19 protein-coding genes are annotated in these 20,664 nt (G+C 59.6%); 18 read left to right on the top strand and 1 reads right to left on the bottom strand.

Features of this window, described 5'->3' with window-relative positions; translation table 11 throughout:
- Positions 1 to 72: 72 nt before the first annotated feature.
- From QRN55_RS05625 to QRN55_RS05645, 5 genes are read left to right on the top strand one after another with little or no spacing between them, the layout of a single operon-like run.
- Entirely contained in the window at positions 73 to 900 is an 828-nt protein-coding gene (locus QRN55_RS05625; protein ID WP_284775561.1) for an ABC transporter permease, read from the top strand.
- Positions 897 to 1,676 carry an ABC transporter permease gene (locus QRN55_RS05630; protein ID WP_284775563.1) on the top strand — a complete coding sequence of 260 codons (780 nt, stop codon included), beginning with the start codon at positions 897 to 899 and terminating at the stop codon, positions 1,674 to 1,676. The genes QRN55_RS05625 and QRN55_RS05630 overlap by 4 nt, the downstream gene beginning before the upstream one ends.
- Complete coding sequence (locus tag QRN55_RS05635; RefSeq protein ID WP_284775564.1) at positions 1,669 to 2,694, top strand: ABC transporter ATP-binding protein; 1,026 nt, start codon at positions 1,669 to 1,671, stop codon at positions 2,692 to 2,694. Before QRN55_RS05630 ends, QRN55_RS05635 begins: the two co-directional genes overlap by 8 nt.
- A 2-nt stretch (positions 2,695 to 2,696) precedes the next feature.
- Complete coding sequence (locus QRN55_RS05640) at positions 2,697 to 3,623, top strand: nucleoside hydrolase (protein WP_284775566.1); 927 nt, start codon at positions 2,697 to 2,699, stop codon at positions 3,621 to 3,623.
- The gene (locus QRN55_RS05645) at positions 3,620 to 5,413 is read left to right on the top strand and encodes an adenine deaminase (RefSeq protein ID WP_284775568.1); all 1,794 of its coding nucleotides are present in this window, start codon (positions 3,620 to 3,622) and stop codon (positions 5,411 to 5,413) included. The genes QRN55_RS05640 and QRN55_RS05645 overlap by 4 nt, the downstream gene beginning before the upstream one ends.
- Positions 5,414 to 5,573: 160 nt before the next feature.
- Here QRN55_RS05645 and QRN55_RS05650 read toward each other — a convergent pair whose 3' ends face one another.
- A complete protein-coding gene (locus tag QRN55_RS05650) occupies positions 5,574 to 6,746 on the bottom strand; it encodes a M20 aminoacylase family protein (RefSeq protein WP_284775570.1) in 1,173 nt (390 codons plus the stop codon).
- A 116-nt stretch (positions 6,747 to 6,862) separates the two neighbouring features.
- Between QRN55_RS05650 and QRN55_RS05655 the strand changes: the two genes are divergently transcribed.
- The 13 genes from QRN55_RS05655 to QRN55_RS05715 all read left to right on the top strand — a co-directional run bounded on the left by QRN55_RS05655 (position 6,863) and on the right by QRN55_RS05715 (position 20,526).
- A complete protein-coding gene (locus QRN55_RS05655; RefSeq protein WP_284775572.1) occupies positions 6,863 to 7,534 on the top strand; it encodes a phosphoribosyltransferase in 672 nt (223 codons plus the stop codon).
- A gap of 183 nt (positions 7,535 to 7,717) precedes the next feature.
- Positions 7,718 to 8,773: a dipeptidase gene (locus tag QRN55_RS05660; protein ID WP_284775573.1), complete on the top strand. Its 1,056-nt coding sequence runs from the start codon at positions 7,718 to 7,720 to the stop codon at positions 8,771 to 8,773.
- A 33-nt stretch (positions 8,774 to 8,806) separates the two neighbouring features.
- Complete coding sequence (locus tag QRN55_RS05665) at positions 8,807 to 10,444, top strand: ABC transporter substrate-binding protein (protein ID WP_284775574.1); 1,638 nt, start codon at positions 8,807 to 8,809, stop codon at positions 10,442 to 10,444.
- An 18-nt stretch (positions 10,445 to 10,462) separates the two neighbouring features.
- Positions 10,463 to 11,530 carry an ABC transporter permease gene (locus tag QRN55_RS05670; protein ID WP_284775577.1) on the top strand — a complete coding sequence of 356 codons (1,068 nt, stop codon included), beginning with the start codon at positions 10,463 to 10,465 and terminating at the stop codon, positions 11,528 to 11,530.
- Complete coding sequence (locus tag QRN55_RS05675) at positions 11,527 to 12,459, top strand: ABC transporter permease (RefSeq protein ID WP_284775579.1); 933 nt, start codon at positions 11,527 to 11,529, stop codon at positions 12,457 to 12,459. Before QRN55_RS05670 ends, QRN55_RS05675 begins: the two co-directional genes overlap by 4 nt.
- Positions 12,456 to 13,292, top strand: a complete 837-nt coding sequence (locus QRN55_RS05680) for an ABC transporter ATP-binding protein (protein WP_284775580.1) — start codon at positions 12,456 to 12,458, stop codon at positions 13,290 to 13,292. Before QRN55_RS05675 ends, QRN55_RS05680 begins: the two co-directional genes overlap by 4 nt.
- Entirely contained in the window at positions 13,289 to 14,038 is a 750-nt protein-coding gene (locus QRN55_RS05685; RefSeq protein WP_284775582.1) for an ABC transporter ATP-binding protein, read from the top strand. The genes QRN55_RS05680 and QRN55_RS05685 overlap by 4 nt, the downstream gene beginning before the upstream one ends.
- 162 nt (positions 14,039 to 14,200) lie before the next feature.
- Positions 14,201 to 15,100, top strand: coding sequence for a LysR family transcriptional regulator (locus QRN55_RS05690; protein WP_284775584.1), 900 nt, complete (start codon positions 14,201 to 14,203; stop codon positions 15,098 to 15,100).
- Positions 15,101 to 15,187: 87 nt separating this feature from the next.
- Entirely contained in the window at positions 15,188 to 16,723 is a 1,536-nt protein-coding gene (locus QRN55_RS05695; protein ID WP_502871296.1) for an ABC transporter substrate-binding protein, read from the top strand.
- Positions 16,724 to 16,961: 238 nt separating this feature from the next.
- The gene (locus QRN55_RS05700) at positions 16,962 to 17,912 is read left to right on the top strand and encodes an ABC transporter permease (protein ID WP_284775587.1); all 951 of its coding nucleotides are present in this window, start codon (positions 16,962 to 16,964) and stop codon (positions 17,910 to 17,912) included.
- Complete coding sequence (locus QRN55_RS05705; RefSeq protein WP_284775588.1) at positions 17,909 to 18,730, top strand: ABC transporter permease; 822 nt, start codon at positions 17,909 to 17,911, stop codon at positions 18,728 to 18,730. The genes QRN55_RS05700 and QRN55_RS05705 overlap by 4 nt, the downstream gene beginning before the upstream one ends.
- Before the next feature lie 86 nt (positions 18,731 to 18,816).
- Positions 18,817 to 19,500, top strand: coding sequence for an exopolysaccharide biosynthesis protein (locus tag QRN55_RS05710; protein ID WP_284775590.1), 684 nt, complete (start codon positions 18,817 to 18,819; stop codon positions 19,498 to 19,500).
- 72 nt (positions 19,501 to 19,572) lie between these two features.
- On the top strand, positions 19,573 to 20,526 hold the full coding sequence (locus QRN55_RS05715) for a sugar-binding transcriptional regulator (protein WP_173998398.1): 954 nt from the start codon (positions 19,573 to 19,575) through the stop codon (positions 20,524 to 20,526).
- Positions 20,527 to 20,664 lie beyond the last annotated feature (138 nt).

Consider the following 20,664-nt stretch of genomic DNA (forward strand, 5'->3'; position numbering starts at 1 on the left):
GGCACCCACTGACGCTCAATAACAAATCCTCCGCCAAGCAGGCGGAGACATTTCAACACCGGAGAAGACTCCATGTTTCAAAACCGGGCTGAAGCCTTGGCGCTTGCCTTGCCCGCCGCAATCTTCGCGGCGGCGGTGTTCCTCGTGCCGGTCTTCATTCTGCTGTCGGAAGGGTTTCGCACCGCCGATGGCTGGACCTTTCAGGCCTATGTGGATTTCTTTTTCGATCCGCTGAACCGGGCCGTGTTTCTGCGCACGCTGAAGCTCGGTGCCATCGTCACCGTCGTCTCCGCCATCATCGGTTACGCGGCAGCTTTCGCCATCGTTAACCTGCCGGCCAATTCCAAGGGCCACATGATCAACCTCGTCATTCTGCCGTTGATGATCTCGCCCGTGGCTCGCACCTATGCGTGGATCGTCATTCTCGGGCGAACCGGCATGGTCAACGAGTTGCTGAAGCTGGTGGGGCTGACAGATGCGCCGATCCGCATTTTGTTTTCAGAAACAGCCGTCTTCATCGGCCTTTTGCAATTGTTTCTACCGCTGATGATCATCTCCCTCATCAGCGCGCTGGAAAACATGCCGAAAGACGTCATCGCGGCCTCGCGGGTTTTGGGTGCGAACTGGTTGCAGGTGTTCTGGAAGGTCATTCTTCCGCTGACCAAGGAAGGTCTTGTCGTCGGCGGCACGCTGGTCTTCACCGGTTCGCTGACGGCCTATATCACGCCTGCCATTCTCGGCGGCTCCAAGGTTCTGATGCTGGAAACGCTGCTTTATCAGCAGGTCACGGTCTCCAACAATTTCGTTGCAGCCAGCGTCATCGCCTTCATTCTGATCGTCATGAGCTTTGCGGCCAACATCCTGCTCAAGCGCATCGCCACGGCAAGGAACAAGAAATGACCCGGCACCTCTTCATTCCGCTTACGCTTGCGCTGGTCATCGGCTTTCTGATCGGCCCGTTCCTCATCATCGTCGCTGCCTCCTTTTCGGCGGGCGATACGCTGGCCTTTCCGCCACAGGGCTTTTCGCTGAAATGGATCGCCAAGGTCTTCACGGTTGAAAGTTTCCGCGAAAGCTTTGCCATGTCGATGTTTCTGGCCATCGGCGGCACATTCGCGGCACTGATCCTCGGCATTCCCGCTGCCTATGCCATGTCGCGCTACAAGCTACCCTTTTCGGAAACCATCCGCATCATTGTCTCGGCACCCATCATCGTTCCCGGCATCATCGTCGGCCTGGCGCTGCTGCGCTATTTCGTCGTGCCCTTCGGCATCGGCATAACGCTGGCGCTGTTTCTGGCACATACGGCGCTGATCCTGCCCTATGCGGTGCGCGTTGTATCAGCCAGCCTCACCAATCTGCGCTCGGATATCGAGGAAGCAGCCGTGCTGCTCGGCTCGTCGCGCATCGGTGCATTCTTCCGTGTCGTGCTGCCGAATATCAGGGGTGGCATTCTCTCGGCCTTCATTCTGGGCTTCGTCACCAGTTTCAATCAGGTGCCGGTGTCGCTGTTCCTCTCCGGTCCCGGCGTGCGCACCCTGCCCATCGATATGCTGGGTTACATGGAAATCGTCTTCGACCCATCCGTGGCGGCGCTCTCTTCGCTGCTCGCCTTCCTGTCCATCGGCATTGTTTTCATGGCCGAACGTTTTCTGGGGTTCTCCCGTTATGTCTGATGCAAATTATCTCTCGCTCCAGAACCTGTCGCTGGCCTATGGCAACTCCGTTGCCGTCAAGGACCTCAATCTCGATATCCGCAAGGGCGAGCTTCTGGCGTTGCTCGGCCCCTCCGGCTGCGGCAAGACCACGACCATGCGGGCCATTGCCGGGCTGATGCCGGTTGCCGATGGTCGGATCGATCTCGATGGTGCCGACATCACCCGTGTGTCCGCCAACAAGCGGGCGGTGGGGCTGGTGTTCCAGTCCTACGCGCTGTTTCCGCATCTGACGGTTTACGAGAACGTTGCCTTCGGTCTGAAGCTGAAGGGTATGAAGGGTTCTGCGCTGGATGAGAAAGTCGCCTCCGGCCTGAAATCCGTCGGCCTTTCCACCTTCGCGTCCCGCAAACCGGCGGAACTCTCCGGCGGCCAGCAGCAGCGTGTGGCGCTCGCGCGTTCCATGGTCATGGATCCCAAGGTCCTGCTGCTGGACGAGCCGCTGTCGAACCTCGATGCGCGGCTGCGGCTGGAAATGCGCACCGAACTTCAGCGCGTGCAGAAGGCCACCGGCGTCACCATGATTTTCGTCACCCACGACCAGATCGAGGCTTTGGCGCTTGCCGACCGCATTGTGGTGATGAAGAACGGTGCCATCGAGCAGATCGGCACGCCGGAAGACATCTACAACGCACCGGCATCGTCCTTCGTCGCCGATTTTGTCGGCTTCGAAAACATCTTTCGTCTAGAGGGTGGTTTGCTCAAGACTGATAACGGAAGCACCCCCCTTTCTGGCCAGGTTCCGAGTACGGCGGGACTTGCCTGGAGGCCGCGCATGGTGACCCTGGGTTCAGGACCTTTCGAGGGAACCGTGCGCGGCACGTCTTTTGCGGGCAATGCGCGGGAATATCTGCTGGATACGCCACTGGGGCCCATCAAGGCCGAGGTCGATGCCGCCTTGCCGGTGCAGGACATCGGCACCCCGCTCGCCTTCGACCTACCGGTCAGGAAAGCCGCCAGCCTGAAGGTGTTCAGCTGATCATGGGTATCTGGATCGATTGCGATATGGGCTTCGATGACATTGCTGCCGTGATGGTGGCAACGTCCCACGGGCTTGAGATCGATGGCCTCTCGCTGGTGTTCGGCAACGCACCGCTCGCGCAGGTGTGCCGTAATGCCGCGGGTGCTGTTGCCGCCTTTGGCTGGACATTTCCTATCCACACGGGCCGAGAAAATCCCGTTCTTGGAAAGCTTGAGACAGCACAAACCATTCTCGGTGATACCGGCATTCCAACGGTTGGCGCAGGCCTGCCCGAAGCTGCTGATCTGCCCCACAGCGATGCGTTTCAAGCGATTTGCGACTGGCTGGCAGAGGGTGGCGAAGACAAGCCTATTCTCGCTTTGGGTCCTCTCACCAACATCGCCGCGCTCTGCCTTGCAAGGCCCGATTTGGCTGCTCGCATCACAGACCTGACTTGGATGGGTGGCGGCGTGACGGTCGGAAATCACACGGCGTCTGCCGAATTCAACGCTTTTGCCGATCCCGAAGCCCTGGCCATTCTCATCGCCCACGGACTGCCCTTGCGCATGGTCGATCTCGATCTCTGCCGCAAGGTCACCGCCGGGCTCTTGGACGTTGCGCCCATCCGTGCGGCGGGCGGTAAAAATGCCAGTTTGATTGCCGATATGCTGGAAGGCTTCATCAATATCGCGACCAGCCGTGGGCGCGACGCCATGGCGCTTTACGATCCCTGCGCCGCCGTCGCCCTCGTAGCGCCCGACTGCATCGGCTGGAAAAAAGCACGTATCGATGTCGAACTTCATGGCACATTGACGCGTGGTCGAACGGTTGTCGAAACCCGCGCCGCCCATGCTGAAAAATTTAACGCGCATGTCGCCGAAACGGTCGATGCTATCAGCGCCAAAACCATCATTCTCGATGCCCTGCGTCTGGAGGCCACCCGATGAAACAACAGACCATTATCGTTGATCGTGATGGAATGATTGAGGATACATTGCGGGCACGTGCCGTGGCGGCTGCACGCGGTGACCAGCCATTCGATATCCTGATCAGCGGCGGCACGCTTGTGGATGTTGTCACCGGCGAGCTTCGTCTGGCAGATATCGGCATCGTCGGCCCGCTGATTGCCAGCGTTCACGAAGCCGGAACTCGCAAAGATGCATCGCGCATTCTGGACGCAACGGGTGCCTATGTCTCGCCGGGGCTGATCGACACGCACATGCACATCGAAAGCTCCATGGTGACGCCTGCGACCTATGCGCAGGCCGTGGTTGCGGGCGGGGTCACGACGGTTGTCTGGGACCCGCATGAATTCGGCAATGTCCACGGTATCGATGGTGTGCGCTGGGCGGCGGAAGCCAGCAAGGGGCTGCCGTTGCGCACCATCCTTCTAGCGCCTTCGAGCGTGCCATCAGCGCCCGGACTGGAGCAGGCGGGCGGCGATTTCGATGCTTCCGCCATGGCGGAAATGCTGTTCTGGCCGGAGGTGGGCGGCGTTGCCGAAGTCATGAACATGCGCGGCGTCATCGAGCGCGATCCGCGCATGAGCGCCATTCTTCAGGAAGGGCTGTTTTCCGACAAGATGATCTGCGGCCATGCCCGTGGTCTTGAGGGTGCCGATCTCAACGCCTTCATGGCGGCAGGCATTACATCAGATCATGAGCTGACGTCGGCTGACGATCTCGTCGCCAAGCTGCGCGCCGGGCTGACGATCGAGTTGCGCGGTTCGCACGACCATCTCCTGCCGGAATTCGTGGAGGCCCTGAACACGCTGGGCCACCTGCCGCAAACACTGACAGTGTGCACCGACGATGTCTTCCCGGACGATCTCCTCAAAAGCGGCGGTCTCGATGATGTGGTGCGGCGGTTGGTCCGCTATGGCTTGAAACCCGAATGGGCCCTGCGCGCCGCCACGCTGAATGCGGCGATGCGCCTTCACCGCGCCGATCTCGGTCTCATCGCCGCCGGTCGCCGGGCCGATATCGCCGTCTTCGAAGACCTGTCGCAATTTTCCGCACGCCATGTGCTGGCCAGCGGCACGCTCGTTGCGGAAGCTGGCAAGATGCTGGTCGAGCTAACCGAGATGGACGCTGCACCGCTCAAGCATTCGGTGAAGCTCACGCCCCGTTCGCCCTCTGACTTCAAAGTCAAATCCGAGGGCAAAACGGTCAAACTCGCCACCATCGACAAGCCCCGTTTCACCCAGTGGGGCGAGGCGGAGGCAGCCGTGGAAAATGGTTTCGTGGTGCCGCCGGAGGGCGTAACGATGATTTCCGTCACCCACCGTCACGGTAAGGCCGACCCCGTCACCAGAACCGGTTTCCTGACCGGCTGGGGCACATGGGACGGCGCCTTCGCCACGACAGTTGCACATGACAGCCATAATTTGACAGTGTTCGGCGGTAATGCTGAGGATATGGCGGTCGCCGCAAACGCCGTCATCAAGGCAGGCGGCGGCATGGCCGTCGCATCCGGCGGCAAGATCACGGCTTTGCTCGCGCTCCCGCTCTCCGGCCTCATGTCGGATGCAGGTGTGGAATATGTCGCATCCGGGTTCGAAGCCGTTCGCGACGCGGTAGGCCAAATCGTGGAGTGGCAGCCGCCCTATCTTGTGTTCAAGGCCTGCTTTGGTGCCACGCTGGCCTGCAACACAGGCCCGCACCAGACGGATATGGGCATTGCCGATGTGCTGATGGGCCGTGTGATGGAAACGCCGGTGCTGGAGATTTTGGGTTAAGGCCGAGACACCTCACGCACCATTGTCATTCCGCACTTGATGCGGAATCCAGCCAGACCAAGTCCTTGGTCTGAAAGAACTTTTCTCGCCGCGCAGACGCGCGTCGGCTGGACCCCGCAACACGTGCGGGGTGACGGAGTATGAGGGGATGTTTGCGGTCCTATTCCCTCGCCAGTTCCTGCTCCACCAACGTCGTCCAAAACCCGACACCAGACGCAATCGCATCATCGTTGAAATCATAGGACGTATTGTGGTGCAGCGCGCCGTCCACCGCAGGGCCGTTGCCGAGCCAGACGTAGCAGCCCGGCGCTTCGCCCGCGAAGAATGAAAAATCGTCACCAGCCGTAGAAGGCGGGAAGGCGGTTCGTGCTTTTTCGCCAAAAACGCTTTGCGCTGCCTTCAATGCGCGGCTGGTCGCATCGGCGTTATTGATAACGGGCGGAATGCGGCGGATGAAGTCGTAAGCCACCTCAATGCCGAACATCGCAGCCGTACCCTTGGCCAGACGCCCGATTTCCTCTTCCAGCTGGTCGCGAACATGGGCGGAATAAGCCCGCGCCGTGCCGCCGATTTCGACAATATCAGGGATGACGTTGAGAGCCTTCGGATCACCCGCCTGCACCGAACAGGCACTGACGACAGCCGGTTGCAGCGGATCGACCACGCGCCCGACGATGCTTTGCAGTGCGGCCAGAAAACTGCCCGCCGCCGTGATCGGGTCACGCCCCAGATGCGGCTTTGCGCCATGCGTTCCCACGCCCTTGAAGGTGACGCGCCAGCTGTCGGAGGAAGCCAGTTGCGGTCCCTCGACCACAGCTATTTCATCCACGTTGAGACCTGGCATATTGTGCAGCCCATAGACCGCATCGCAGGGGAACAGCTCGAACAGTCCGTCTTCCACCATCTTCTTTGCCCCACCACGCCCCTCTTCGGCAGGCTGGAAAATGAAATGCACCGTGCCGGAAAAATTGCGGGTCTCGGCCAAGTGCCGCGCGGCGCCCAGCAGCATGACCGTATGCCCATCATGGCCGCAGGCGTGCATCTTGCCTGCTATGGTGGATTTATAGGCGCGGTCGGCCATTTCGGGCATGGCGAGCGCATCCATATCTGCCCGAAGCCCAATGCGGCGGGTGCCGTTGCCGACCTGAAGCGTGCCGACGACGCCGGTTTTGCCCAAGCCGCGATGAACGGCAATCCCGGCCTCTTCCAGATGCCTGGCAACCAGTGCGCTGGTGCGCTCTTCTTCGAAACCGAGTTCGGGATGCGCATGCAGGTCTCGCCGCAAAGCGGTCAGAAAAGGCAGGTCGTTTCCGAACCGGGCGAGCGGGGTCATGGGCGGCATTTCCTTGCGAAAGCAAAACGGTCTTCTTTTTCTAGTGCAGAAGCCCCTGAAAATTAATAGGAACCTTCTGAGAAAACCGAAATAATATCGCTGCGAAAGGAAGGATCATGAAGCCGCACGAGTTCTGGCAGGACATCCATGCGCCCGGCAGTTTCAAGACGGATGGTCCGCATTCCCTTTTCTTTCCCGCCACGCTCGATGATGGCAGGCAGTTGCGCCTGCCGATCCGCCCATTGTCTGACGGGGAACATGCGCTCGCATCGCTGATCGTCAATCAGGCGTCTTTCCCGGTGCTGGAAGCCCTGGCGCAGGATCTGGCCGATAAGCTCAGCCCCTGTAATATCGACATCGTCGTCGGCCTGCCCACGCTTGGGCTGACTTTGGCCGCTGCCGTGGCGCGCCATCTCGGCCACAGCCGTTACGTACCGCTCGGTACCTCGCGAAAATTCTGGTATCTGGACGAACTCTCCGTGCCGATGTCCTCCATAACCACCCAGCAGCAGAAGCGCCTCTATATCGACCCACGCATGTTGCCGCTGCTGGAGGGCAGGCGGGTTGCGCTGGTGGATGATGTGATGTCCAGCGGCACCTCCATCGTTGCCGGTCTGTCGCTTCTCGCGGCCTCCAACATCGAGCCCGTGGTCATCGGGGCCGCCATGCTGCAATCGGACAGGTGGCGCGAAAAAGTGGCGGATTTCGGCGCGCAATGGCCCGGCAGGGTGCAGGGCGTTTTCACCACGCCGATGCTGAAAAAGGCAGGCGATGGGTGGCAGTCTTGATGGCTATCAATCTCCGGTAGGTAACGTCTGATCGTTTTTTCATCGTGCATATTTTTTGACTTGCGAAGCCGTGAAGGATGGGCCTAGGATTATCGGTGCCCTCCAGAACCATGGACACCTCGCTTTCATCAAGTCCATGGTTTTAAATGAAAAAAACACTACCCTGCCTTTTGGAATTGCCGCATGCAACTGGTTTTCGACGGTCATAATGATGTGCTTCTGCGTTTGTGGCGCAATGCCAAAATGGGAAGCGATCCCGTCGCGGAGTTCATGCAGGGCACCTATGAGGGCCATATCGATGCGCCGCGCGCCAAGGCGGGCGGATTGGCCGGCGGCATCTGCGCCATCTACATTCCGTCAGGGGATCTGATCCTTCAGGAGCCGGATGCTTCAGGGCATTACGTAACGCCGCTCGCAGCCCCGCTGGAGCGCCAGCCATCACTCGATATCGCGCTGGAAAAGGCAGCCATTGCGCTGCATCTCGATCAGGCGGGCGGCTGGAAGCTCTGCCGTTCCACTGCTGACATTCGCAAGGCCATGGCCGATGGTGTCTTCGCCGCCGTGCTGCACATGGAAGGCTGCGAGGCTATCGCCGCCGATCTCGACGCGCTGGATGTATTCTATGCGGCGGGTCTGCGTTCGCTTGGGCCCGTCTGGAGCCGCCACAATATTTTCGGCCATGGCGTTCCCTTCGCCTATCCCATGTCGCCGGATACCGCGCCCGGCCTTACCGATGCCGGGTTTGAACTGGTGAAACGCTGCAACCAGCTCGGCATTCTCATCGATCTCGCTCATATCACCGAAAAGGGCTTCTGGGACGTGGCAAAAACCACCGACCAACCCTTGATCGCCAGCCATTCCAACGTCCATGCGCTGACGCCCGTGGCGCGCAATCTCACCGATAAGCAAATGGACGCCATCAAGGAAACCAAGGGTCTGGTCGGCCTCAACTACGCCGTGACCATGCTGCGTCCGGATGCGCGCGATGATGCCAACACGCCGCTTTCACTGATGATCCAGCATATCGATTACATGGTTGAGCGCATGGGCATCGATTGCGTGGCGCTCGGCTCGGACTTCGACGGCGCGACGATACCGGCGGAAATTCGCGATGCAGGCGGCAACAATAATCTTGTTGCGGCGCTCAAATCTGCGGGATACGCTGATCAAGACCTTGCTAAAATTTGCCGGGAAAACTGGCTGCGCGTTTTGGGTCAGGCATGGCACGAACCAGCCTGACGGCCGAATAGAGAAAAACAACAGGGGAAGACGATGAACAAATCGCTCAACAAAGCCGCCCGCATCCTTGCCACCAGTGTGGCCCTTTCGATGCTCTCTCTCGCACCACAAGCCTTTGCCGCAACGCCTGCCGATACGCTGGTGGAAGGCTTCGCCATCGATGACATCATCACGCTCGATCCGGGTGAGGCATTCGAGATCACCACGGCTGAAGTCACCGGCAACACCTACAGCAAGCTCGTCTCCATCGATATTGCCGACACCTCCAAGGTCAAAGGCGATCTGGCCGAGAGCTGGACGACATCTGACGATGGTCTGACCTACACATTCAAGCTGAAGCAGGGCCTCAAATTCGCCTCCGGCAATCCCGTGACGGCAGAAGACGTTGCCTTCTCCATCGAGCGCGCCGTCAAGCTGGACAAGTCGCCCGCATTCCTTCTGACGCAGTTCGGCTTGAAGGGCGATAACGTGACCGAAAAGGCCAAGGCTTCAGACGCAAACACCTTTGTGCTGACGGTGGACAAAGCCTATGCGCCAAGCTTCGTTCTCAACGTTCTGACGGCAACCGTTGCCTCCGTGGTGGACAAGAAGCTGGTGATGGAAAAGGCGAAAGCCGTCACACCAAGCGCCGATTACAAATATGAAACCGATTTCGGCAACGAATTCCTCAAGACCGGCTATGCCGGTTCCGGCCCCTACAAGATTCTCGGCTGGAAGGCCAATGAGGCGGTCATTCTGGAGGCCAACCCGAATTATTACGCCGAAAAGCCTAAGCTGAAGCGCGTTGTTTATCGCCACATGAAGGAAAGTTCCGGCCAGCGTCTGGCGCTCGAAAATGGCGATATCGATGTCGCCCGCAACCTCGAGCCCGGCGATATGGAAGCCGTGTCCAAGAAGGACGGCTTTACTGTTATCTCGGCACCAAAGGGCACGGTTTATTACCTCGGCCTGAACCAGAAAAACGAATATCTGAAGAAGCCCGAAGTCGTTGAAGCCTTCAAATATCTCATCGATTACGAAGGCATTGGCGAGACCATCATCAAGGGCATCGGTGAGGTCCACCAGACCTTCCTGCCGAAGGGCCAACTCGGTGCTCTCGATGAAAATCCCTTCAAGCTGGATGTCGTCAAGGCCAAGGAATTGCTGGCAAAGGCAGGCCTGAAGGATGGCTTCACCGTCTCCATGGATGTGCGCAACACCCAGCCGGTCACGGGTATCGCTGAAAACATTCAGCAGACCCTGGCGCAGGCCGGCATCAAGCTCGAAATCATTCCCGGCGATGGCAAGCAGACGCTGACGAAATATCGTGCGCGCCAGCACGACATCTACATCGGTGACTGGGGTTCCGACTATTTCGACCCGAACTCGAATGCCGAGACCTTCACCATCAACTACGACAATTCCGATGCGGGCAAGGCCAAGACGCTGGCCTGGCGCAATGCCTGGGACGTTCCTGAACTGACGAAGGAAACGCAGGCTGCATTGTTGGAAAAGGATAACGACAAACGCGCCGCCATGTATCAGGAGCTTCAGAAGAAGGTTCTGGAAAGCGGGCCATTCGTCGTCATCGAACAGAAAACGGAAATCGCCGGTTTCTCCAACAAGGTCAAAGGTTTGAAGCTTGGACCAAGCTTCGACACCAACTATGTCTATCCGGTCTCGAAGGAATGATCCGGCAGGATTGATCCAGTGACCATCATGGAAACAGTGCCAAGGCCAAGGCGCGGCAAAAGCCGCGCCAACAAGCGCCTGACCGCCATCATCGGCTTCCTCGTCACCGTCATTACCACCTTTCTGGGGTTGCTGGCAGTGACCTTCTTCATCGGTCGCGTCATCCCCATCGATCCCGCCTTGGCCATCGTGGGCGACCGTGCGCCTGCCCATGTGGTGGAGCGTGTGCGCGAGGAACTCGGCCTCAACCTGCCGCTCTGGCAACAGTTTTTTCTCTATATCAAACAGGCGTTGTCGGGTGATTTCGGCACGTCCGTGCTGACCACCAATCCTGTGATGGCCGATATTATCAGGGTGTTTCCCGCCACCATCGAGCTTGCCACCATCGGCACGCTGATCGGTGCTATCTTCGGCATTCCGCTCGGCGTTCTCGCCGCCGTCAAGCGCGGCAGCATCATCGACCAGATCGTGCGCATCATCGGTCTTGTCGGTTATTCCGTGCCGATCTTCTGGCTCGGCCTTCTCGCGCTGCTGGTGTTTTATGCCAAGCTGAACTGGGTCGCCTATCCCGGCCGCATGGATATCGTCTACGAGTTCACGTTTACGCCGGTCACAGGCTTTTACCTGCTGGATGCCTTCTGGCAGGGACAATGGGATGTGCTGTGGGATCTCTTCCGCCACATCATTCTGCCCGCCGGTCTGCTGGGGTATTTTTCGCTGGCCTATATCAGCCGCATGACGCGCTCCTTCATGCTGAATGAACTCAGCCAGGAATACATCGTTGCCGCCCGCGCCAAGGGCCTGTCGGAAACGCGCATCATCTGGTTCCACGCGCTGCGCAACGCCGCCGTGCCATTGCTCACCGTCATCGTGCTGTCCTATGCCGGTCTGCTGGAAGGTTCCGTTTTGACGGAAACCATCTTCTCCTGGCCCGGACTTGGCCTCTACATCACCAATTCCCTGCAGAATGCGGATATGAACGCCGTTCTCGGCGGTACCATCGTGATTGGCGCTGTGTTCATCAGCATCAATCTCCTGTCCGATCTGCTCTACCGGACGCTCGATCCAAGGACGCGCAGCCGATGACGACAGCTCTAACACCATTGAAACCCTATAGCCGCGAATGGCTGCTCTCCGACCGTCCCGCCTCGCGCGGGCAGGCCCGGCTTGGCCGCGCATACGTCATCTGGCGGCGGTTTTCGGAAAACCGGCTGGCGCTTGCCGGTCTCGGCATCATCTTGGCGCTGGTTCTTGTCGCCATATTCGCCGATGTGCTGGCCCCGCATTCGGCTGTGCAGGGGGACCTGCGCAATGCCCGCCTGCTGCCGCCCGGTAGCGAAGGTTACCTGCTCGGCACGGACGATCAGGGCCGCGATATTCTCTCGCGCCTTATCCATGGTTCGCGGCTGACGCTGTTCGTGGTCTTGCTGGTTGCCATCATCGCCGCACCCGTTGGCCTCATCGTCGGCACGGTTGCCGGTTACGCCGGTGGCTGGGTGGATGCCGTTTTGATGCGCATTACCGATATTTTTCTCGCCTTTCCGAAGCTCGTTCTGGCACTGGCGCTGGTGGCAGCCTTGGGACCGGGCATCGAGAATGCGGTGCTCGCCATCGCCATCACCTCATGGCCGCCCTATGCCCGCATTGCCCGCGCTGAAACCATGACCTTCCGCCATTCGGATTTCATCGCAGCCGTGCAGCTCATGGGCGCGTCGCCGTGGCGCATCGTGCTTAAACACGTCATGCCGCTGTGCATGTCGTCGCTCATCGTGCGTGTGACGCTGGATATGGCGGGCATCATTCTGACCGCCGCCGGTCTAGGCTTTCTCGGCCTTGGCGCGCAGCCGCCCTTGCCGGAATGGGGCGCGATGATCGCATCCGGTCGCCGTTTCATTCTCGATCAATGGTGGGTTGCGGCCATGCCGGGCATTGCCATTCTCATCGTCAGCCTCGGCTTCAATCTGCTGGGCGATGGCCTGCGCGATGCGCTGGACCCGAAGGAGGCAGGCCAATGAGTGCGCCGCTTCTGACCGTGGAAAACCTACGCGTCTCCTTTCCCACCCGCACCGGGCTGGTGGAAGCGGTGCGTGGCGTGTCGTTTACGCTCGGCAAGGAGCGTCTGGGTATCGTCGGCGAATCCGGTTCCGGCAAATCCCAGACCGGGCGCGCCATTATGGGGCTGACGCCGCCGTCTGCGAAAATCGAGGCGGATGCCTTGCGTTTCGGCGATATCGATCTCCTGAAGGCCTCGGCCAAGCAGCGCCGCAGCATTCGCGGCAAGCGCATCGGCATGATCCTGCAAGACCCGAAATATTCGCTCAACCCCGTCATGACCATCGGTCGCCAGATCGTGGAAACCCTGCAAACCCATGAACGCATCAGCACATCCGTGGCCAAGCAGCGGGCGCTGGATATGCTGGAAGCGGTCCAGATCCGCGAGCCGGAACGCGTCTACGGGCTTTACCCGCACGAAGTCTCCGGCGGCATGGGCCAGCGTGTGATGATCGCCATGATGCTGGTCTGCGGCCCGGAACTGTTGATTGCCGACGAGCCGACATCGGCGCTGGATGTGACGGTGCAGCTGGAAGTGCTCGGCATTCTCGACAAGCTGGTGCGCGACCGCGGCATGGGCCTCATCTTCATCTCGCATGATCTGCGGCTGGTTTCTTCCTTCTGCGATCGTGTCCTCGTCATGTATGCGGGCCGTGTGGTGGAAGAGCTTCAGGCTGCTAATCTCGACAACGCACAGCACCCCTATACGCGCGGGCTGCTCAATTGCTTGCCGAAGATTGGCGAGAACAGGCATCCGCTGCCGGTTCTGGACCGTCAGGTGGAGTGGCGCGGATGACCACAGTTCTCTCCGTTTCCGATCTGCTGGTCGATTTCGACGGCCATGTCGCTCTCGATGGCGTCAGCATCGATGTCGCCAAAGGCGAATCCTTCGGTCTGGTTGGTGAATCCGGCTCTGGCAAATCCACGCTTTTGCGCGCCATTGCCGGTCTCAACCATTTCGATGAGGGCAGCCTCATGGTGGAGGGGCGGACCTACAAGAGCAAGTTCCGCGAAAAGAGCTTTTACCGCGATGTGCAGATGGTGTTTCAGGACCCCTATGGCTCGCTGCATCCGCGCCAGACGGTGGATGCGCTGCTGCTGGAGCCGCTGACCATCCATGGGCTGGACGACAAGGAGGGCCGCATCACCCGCGCGCTGGATGAAGTGGGCTTGGGAACCGGCTTCCGCTTCCGATATTCGCACCAGCTTTCCGGCGGCCAGCGCCAGCGCATCGCCATTGCCCGCGCGCTGATCCTCGAGCCGAAAATCCTGCTCTTGGACGAGCCGACATCGGCGCTCGATGCTTCCATTCAGGCCGAAATCCTCAACCTGCTGGAACAGGCTCGGCATGACCGAAACCTCACCTTCCTCATGGTCAGCCACGACCTCGGCGTCATCAGCCACATGTGCGACCGTCTTGCGGTGATGAAAAGCGGCAAGGTGGTGGAAATGCTGGATGTGGAGGCGCTGGAGAGCCGCAAGTTCGAGGCGGAGTACACACGGCAGTTGCTGGTGGCGAGTGAGGGGTTTGTCCGCGATTGAGGCTTGGTTATTCTCCCACTCCTCCGTCACCCCGCACTTGATGCGGGGTCCAACCGTCTTGCGTCTGCAAGACGAATAGAGTCTTCTGCGATCAAGGACTTGATCGCACTGTATACCGGGTCTAGCCCGGTATGACGGCCCATTAGAAAACGGAAAACCACCATGAACCTACGCGCATTGATGTATTTCGATGAGCTTGTCCGCACCAGCTCCATGCGGGCGGCGGCGGAAAATCTCAATGTCGCACCCACCGCCGTCAGCCGCCAGATTGAGAACCTGGAAGAATATTTCGGCACCCCGCTGGTGGAACGGTCCAGCCGCGGCGTGACGTTGACGGCAGCGGGGGAGCTTCTGGCGGAACGGGCTGGCAAGACGCTGCGCGAACTCAGTCACGTCCATCAGTTGATCGATGATCTCAAGGGGCTGGAGCGGGGGCGCGCGACGATCTATGCCAATGGTGCCACCGTCGCCAGCCTTCTGGCACCGGCGCTATCGCAGTTCAGCCAAGCCTATCCCAAGCTGCGGTTCGAGGTTCATATCACCAGTGCTCGACAGGCCATCGATGCACTGGTCTCCGCACAGGCCGATATCGCCATCACCCTGTTTGCGCCGAAGACATCAGAGGTCAAAATCCTTGCTAAGCGCGAGATCGGCTATGATGTCATCCTTCCCGCAGGCCATCCCTTGGCCGATAAACCTTCGATTTCGTTGAAAGACCTTGCCGCCATGCCGCTGGCGCTGCCGGAAAAAATCTTCGCCGCACGCCAGGCCTTCGATTCGCTGTTTGCGCAAGCGGGCATCGCGCTCGATCCGACCTTTACCGCCAGTTCGCTGGAATTGCTGAAAGATCTGGTACTGGATGGTGCTGCCGTCACCCTTCTGCCGCCGCTTTCGGTCGCGCGGGAAATCGATGCCGGGCAGATGGTCGCGGTGCCGCTGGGAGGGTCCAAAGGTGTCCGCACGACCATGGAGCTCTGCGTTGCGCCGGACCGGGAGCTGTCCTTTGCCGCCGCAACGCTTGCCAGCTTTATCGAGACCTTTATGGGCAATCTGCCGAAATAGGCGGTTGATTTTTACCCTTGATGTCGTGTAGCGATTTTCGCAACGCGCTGAACACAAAATGTTTGCGCCACTCGACGGGAGACGATGATGATGCGCAGCATGTTTTTGCAATCGGTAAACCTCACACGCCGCCTGGCCTTGGGCCTTGCCGTTGCCACCACGCTTTCAGCCATGCTGCCCGCCACGGTGGTTTTTGCAGCGGCAAAGAATTCCATCACCATCGGCATGGGCACAGAGCCTGCAGGGCTCGACCCGACAGCCGGCGCTAACGTCTTCATCGGCCAGGTCACCTGGCAGAACATCTTCCAAGGCCTCGTCACCATCGACAAGGACGGCAAGATCCAGCCGCAACTGGCGGACAGCTGGGAGATATCGGAAGACGGCAAGACCTATACTTTCAAGTTGCATGAAGGCGTGAAGTTCCACGATGGCGAGGTCTTCGATTCCACCGTCGCCAAGGCATCGCTGGACCGTGCGCGGGGCGATGCCTCCATCAATCCGCAGAAGCGTTTCTTCGCGGCCATCGACAGCATTGAAACGCCTGACGCAACGACGCTTGTTCTTAAACTCAAGCAGCCCTCCGGTAGCCTGCTCTACTGGCTGGGCTGGCCAGCCTCGGTCATGGTCGGCACCAAGTCCGCCGAAACCAACAAGACGACGCCCATAGGCACCGGGCCGTTCACATTCATCAACTGGGCCAAGGGCGACAAGGTCGAGCTGGCGCGCAACATGGACTATTGGGACAAGTCCGCGACCGTTACGCTCGAAAAGGCAACCTTCCGCTTCATTCCCGACCCGCAGGCGCAAGCTGCTGCACTCAAATCCGGCGATATCGATGCCTTCCCAGAATTCGGCGCTCCTGAGTTGATGAGTTCTTTCGAGGGCGATGCGCGGCTCGGCACCTTCATCGGCAACACCGAATTGAAGGTGGTTGCTGGCATGAACAATGCCGTCAAACCCTTCAACGACAAGCGCGTGCGGCAGGCGTTGATGATGGCAGTGGATCGCGCAACCGTCATCGAGGGCGCATGGTCTGGCTTCGGCACGGCCATCGGCAGCCATTACACGCCCAACGATCGCGGCTATGTGGATACCACCGGTGTCCTGCCTTATGATGCGGAAAAGGCAAAAGGGTTGTTGGCCGAGGCCGGTTATCCCAACGGCTTGAGCTTCACCATCAAGGCACCACAGATGCCCTATGCGCAGCGCACCTCGCAGGTTCTGCAAGCCATGTTTGCCGAAATCGGCGTGACGATGACCATCGAAACCACGGAGTTTCCCGCCAAATGGGTGTCGGATGTTTTGAAGGGCGCCAATTACGAGATGACCATCGTAGCGCATGCTGAGCCGATGGATATCGATATCTTTTCGCGCGACCCCTATTACTTCAACTACAAGAACCCGACCTTCAACGAGATCATCAAGAATGTCGAGCTGACCGCCGATCCCGTCGAGCAGGAAGATTTGTATCAGGACGCGCAGAAGATTTTGGCGGAAGATGTGCCGGCGTTGTTTCTCTTTGTGATGCCGAAGCTTGGGGTTTGGGACAAGAAGATTCAGGGGCTGTGGGAGAATGAACCGATCCCGTCGAATGTTTTGATGGATGTGCATTGGGAAGAGTGAGGATGATGGGCTTGCTTAGTGGTGAGCGACAGTGGGCTTGGTTTACCCCCCTCTGTCCTGCCGGACATCTCCCCCACAAGGAGGGAGATCGGCTAGGCGCACGCTCACCATTCTATCCACAGCATTCAAGATGTGCGAGAGCTAACCACGAGTCGATCTCCCCACCTGTGGGGGAGATGTCCGGCAGGACAGAGGGGGGTAAGCCAAGCCCACTGTCGCTCAAAGCCCGGGCACCCACATGATCGCCCTCATCGCCAAACGCATCCTCGGCCTCCTCATCACCCTTCTGGCCGTCTCCTTCCTCATCTACACCGTCATGGGCCTGCTACCCGGAGACCCAGCCGCCATCATGCTCGGCACCTCCGCCAGTCCCGACACGCTGGCGGCACTGCAAAAACAGATGGGTCTCGATCAACCTCTTATTCTGCGCTACTTGCAATGGCTCGCGGCCATCGCGCGGGGTGACCTTGGGCAATCCTATACCTACGGCGTCCCAGTGGCTGGGCTCATCCTCGAAAGGCTCACCGTCACCCTTCCACTCGCCCTCATCGCCGTCGGCCTGTCCATCCTCATCGCTCTGCCGTTGGGTGTCATGGCCGCGCGCTACAGAGGCGGCATCATTGATTTTCTCTGCGGCCTGTTTTCCCATGCGGGCATTGCCGTTCCCGGTTTCTGGGTCGGGCTGCTGCTCATCCTTCTCTTCTCGACCACTTTGGGCTGGATGCCCGCAGGCGGCTTTCCGGGCTGGCAGGCTGGTGTTGGCGCGGCATTGAAGGCGCTGGTGCTTCCAGCTGTGGCGCTCGCCTTTTCGCAAGCGGGTGTTTTGACGCGGGTCTGCCGCTCGGCAATGCTGGAGGTGATGGGCGAGGATTTCGTGCGGACTGTCCGCGCCAAGGGCATTGGCGAAACCGCGACCCTATGGAAACACGTTCTGCCCAATGCGCTGATCCCCGTCATCACCATGATTGGCCTGCAATTCACCTTCCTGATCGCAGGTACGGTGCTGGTGGAGAACGTTTTCAACCTGCCCGGCCTCGGGCGGCTCGCCTATCAGGCGCTGACCCAGCGCGACGTCGTCGTCATGCAATCGGTCGTGCTGTTCTTCTGCGCGCTGGTCATCACCATGAACTTTCTTGTCGATATGGCCTATCTGCTGATCGATCCGCGCTTGCGGGCACGTGCCGCATGAGACGTTTCAATCGCCGCAGTGTTTCCCTTTTGACGGGTGCCACCATCACTGGCGCTCTGCTGGCGATTGCGCTGCTCTCCCTCGTCTGGACGCCGCAGCTGCCGACGAAAATGAACATCGTCGCCAAGCTGAAGCCGCCGCTGACGCAGGGCTTGCTGGGCACCGATCATTTCGGGCGTGATATACTCTCGATGCTGATGGTCGGGGCGTGGAATTCGCTCTCCACCGCCGTCATGGCGGTGGCCATCGGCGCGACCATCGGCACGCTGGTTGGCGTGTTTGCCGCAGCGCAACGGGGTGTCGTTGAGGCCTTGCTGATGAGGCTCTGCGACATCATCTTCGCGCTGCCGCCCATCCTCTCAGCCATGATGCTGGGTGCCTTCATCGGTTCCGGTCGCTTTACCGCCATCGTCGCCATTGCTACCTTCATGGTGCCGGTGTTTGCCCGGTTGACCTGTGCTGCTGCATTACAATTATGGGCGCGGGATTTCGTGCTGGCGGGGGAAAGTCTGGGGCGGGGCAGGGGCGGCATTACGTTTACGCATATCCTGCCGAACCTCACCAACCTCATCATCGTGCAGGTCAGCATCCAGCTGGGTCTTGCTATCCTCACCGAGGCGGGTCTCAGTTTCCTTGGCCTCGGCATGCCGCCGCCCGCACCCACATGGGGACGGATGTTGTGGGAATCGCAGACCTATCTGGCTGCCGCGCCCTGGCTTGCGATCCTTCCCGGTCTAGCAATCGCCTTGGCGGTTCTGGGCTTCAATCTTCTGGGCGATGGCCTGCGCGATCTGCTCGACCCCAAGCTGCGCCGATAGGGGAGCGACGAGAATATAAGCATCCTGTCGTATTGCTGCCGCCATTCATCTGTTACAGCGGGACCACAATCCTGGAGTTGAAACCTATGCTGCGCCTGTCGGATAATCCTGCTCTCTCCGGTCCGGTTGAAGAGACCGACCTGACATTGACGGAACCCGTCACGCCAAAGGTCGGGCTGGTCGATATTCTGCAAGCGCTGGCCGGTGATAAAAGCCGCGCGCGCATCTCCGTCGGCGATCTTCTGTCCGCGATGGGAGACCGTGCCTTCGGTGCGTTGATGCTGGTCTTTGCACTGCCCAATATTGTGCCCACCCCGCCCGGCACGTCTGCCATAACAGGCACCCCCCTGGTCTTTCTCGCCGCCCAATTGTTCGCGGGCAAAAGCCCATGGCTGCCGCACGTCATTGCGGATCGCTCACTGGCACGGGAAGATTTTGCCCGCGTCGTGCAAAAGATCGTTCCGGTTCTGCTATGGGTGCAAAAGCTGCTGAGACCGCGCATGGAAGGACTGCTGTCGCCGGTCTTTGAACGGTTCATCGGCCTCATCTGCCTGCTTCTCGCCGTCATTCTCGCGCTGCCCATTCCGCTCGGCAATATCCTGCCCGCCATCGCAATCTGTTGTTGTTCCTTCGCTCTTCTGGAACGCGATGGCCTGTTTGCGTTGCTGGGCGGTGTCCTTTCAGTCATCTCGGTGGCCATCGTCAGCGGCGTCATTTACGGCATCGCTAAAGCCGTGCTTTATTTCGTTATCGGGCCATTGTTGGGCTGAGCATGCCTTGCCGCGTTTGACACGGGCTCTAGAAAAATGTCAGCACAGTGGAAATGACGTAGGGGCAGGCATATGGCCAGACGATCCGAAACAGGTGGACGGCTAGACGACGCGGCGCGGGCCGGGTGGCTCTATTACGTCGCGGGCCGCACGCAGGATGAGATCGCCAGTGCCATGGGCATCTCCCGCCAGTCGGCGCAACGTCTCGTGTCACTGGCCGTTGCCGAACGTCTGATCAAGGTCCGGCTCGATCATCCCATTGCCGCTTGTCTTGAAAAAAGCGAGGCCCTGCGCGAGCGGTTTTCGTTGAACTATGTCGAGGTCGTGCCGAGCGATCCGGCGGGTGTATCCTCCACAGTCGGCATTGCCGAGGCGGGTGCAGCGGAAATCGAACGCTGGCTGCGCAAGACGGACCCGATCGTCCTTGCCATCGGTACGGGTCGAACGCTGAAAGCGGCGGTCGATCAGTTACCGCCGATGGAATGCCCGCAACATCGCATCGTCTCGCTCACCGGCAATATCGGGCCGGATGGCTCTGCGGCCTATTACAACGTCATCTTCTCGATGGCCGATGCCATCAAGGCACGGCATTTTCCCATGCCCTTGCCGGTTCTCTGTTCGTCTGCAGAAGAACGGGAATTGCTGCATGAGCAGTCCATGGTGCGCTCCACGCTGGCGCTGGGTGCTGCCGCCAATGTCACCTTCGTCGGCGTCGGCCAATTGGCAGAGGATGCACCGCTCTGCGTCGATGGCTTCCTCGAGGTTCAGGAGATGCGCGACCTGATTGCCAAGGGTGGTGCGGGCGAGATTTGTGGCTGGTCTTTCGATCGCGACGGCCAGTTTCTTGATACACCGATCAACGATCGCGTCGCCTCCGTTCCCCTGCCGCCGCGTGAGACCAGCACGGTGATCGGCATTGCCCAAGGCAAGCAAAAATCACCCGCCATCCTCGCTGCTCTGCGCGGTGGGCTCCTGAACGGTGTTATCACAGACGAGGCGTCCGCCGAATACTTGCTCAGAAACTGAGCAGAAATATCACTTTAAAACCAGTATGTTAGCTATTCCTTGTGCATCGCAGCGCAGGTAGGTGCTTGACTTTCATCTCCCATAAGTGAGTAATTGCCCTAGAGCAAAGCGAATGCTCACAAACTTCTTCTGGGAGGA

Source organism: Agrobacterium sp. lyk4-40-TYG-31 (genome assembly GCF_030209855.1).
GTDB classification, from domain to species: domain Bacteria; phylum Pseudomonadota; class Alphaproteobacteria; order Rhizobiales; family Rhizobiaceae; genus Agrobacterium; species Agrobacterium vaccinii.

Coding starts and splice junctions, on each gene's coding strand:
- QRN55_RS05625 (WP_284775561.1), top strand. CDS start 73: ATGTTTCAAAACCGGGCTGAAGCCTTGGCGCTTGCCTTGCCCGCCGCA.
- QRN55_RS05630 (WP_284775563.1), top strand. CDS start 897: ATGACCCGGCACCTCTTCATTCCGCTTACGCTTGCGCTGGTCATCGGC.
- QRN55_RS05635 (WP_284775564.1), top strand. CDS start 1,669: ATGTCTGATGCAAATTATCTCTCGCTCCAGAACCTGTCGCTGGCCTAT.
- QRN55_RS05640 (WP_284775566.1), top strand. CDS start 2,697: ATGGGTATCTGGATCGATTGCGATATGGGCTTCGATGACATTGCTGCC.
- QRN55_RS05645 (WP_284775568.1), top strand. CDS start 3,620: ATGAAACAACAGACCATTATCGTTGATCGTGATGGAATGATTGAGGAT.
- QRN55_RS05650 (WP_284775570.1), bottom strand. CDS start 6,746: ATGACCCCGCTCGCCCGGTTCGGAAACGACCTGCCTTTTCTGACCGCT.
- QRN55_RS05655 (WP_284775572.1), top strand. CDS start 6,863: ATGAAGCCGCACGAGTTCTGGCAGGACATCCATGCGCCCGGCAGTTTC.
- QRN55_RS05660 (WP_284775573.1), top strand. CDS start 7,718: ATGCAACTGGTTTTCGACGGTCATAATGATGTGCTTCTGCGTTTGTGG.
- QRN55_RS05665 (WP_284775574.1), top strand. CDS start 8,807: ATGAACAAATCGCTCAACAAAGCCGCCCGCATCCTTGCCACCAGTGTG.
- QRN55_RS05675 (WP_284775579.1), top strand. CDS start 11,527: ATGACGACAGCTCTAACACCATTGAAACCCTATAGCCGCGAATGGCTG.
- QRN55_RS05680 (WP_284775580.1), top strand. CDS start 12,456: ATGAGTGCGCCGCTTCTGACCGTGGAAAACCTACGCGTCTCCTTTCCC.
- QRN55_RS05685 (WP_284775582.1), top strand. CDS start 13,289: ATGACCACAGTTCTCTCCGTTTCCGATCTGCTGGTCGATTTCGACGGC.
- QRN55_RS05690 (WP_284775584.1), top strand. CDS start 14,201: ATGAACCTACGCGCATTGATGTATTTCGATGAGCTTGTCCGCACCAGC.
- QRN55_RS05695 (WP_502871296.1), top strand. CDS start 15,188: ATGATGCGCAGCATGTTTTTGCAATCGGTAAACCTCACACGCCGCCTG.
- QRN55_RS05700 (WP_284775587.1), top strand. CDS start 16,962: ATGATCGCCCTCATCGCCAAACGCATCCTCGGCCTCCTCATCACCCTT.
- QRN55_RS05705 (WP_284775588.1), top strand. CDS start 17,909: ATGAGACGTTTCAATCGCCGCAGTGTTTCCCTTTTGACGGGTGCCACC.
- QRN55_RS05710 (WP_284775590.1), top strand. CDS start 18,817: ATGCTGCGCCTGTCGGATAATCCTGCTCTCTCCGGTCCGGTTGAAGAG.
- QRN55_RS05715 (WP_173998398.1), top strand. CDS start 19,573: ATGGCCAGACGATCCGAAACAGGTGGACGGCTAGACGACGCGGCGCGG.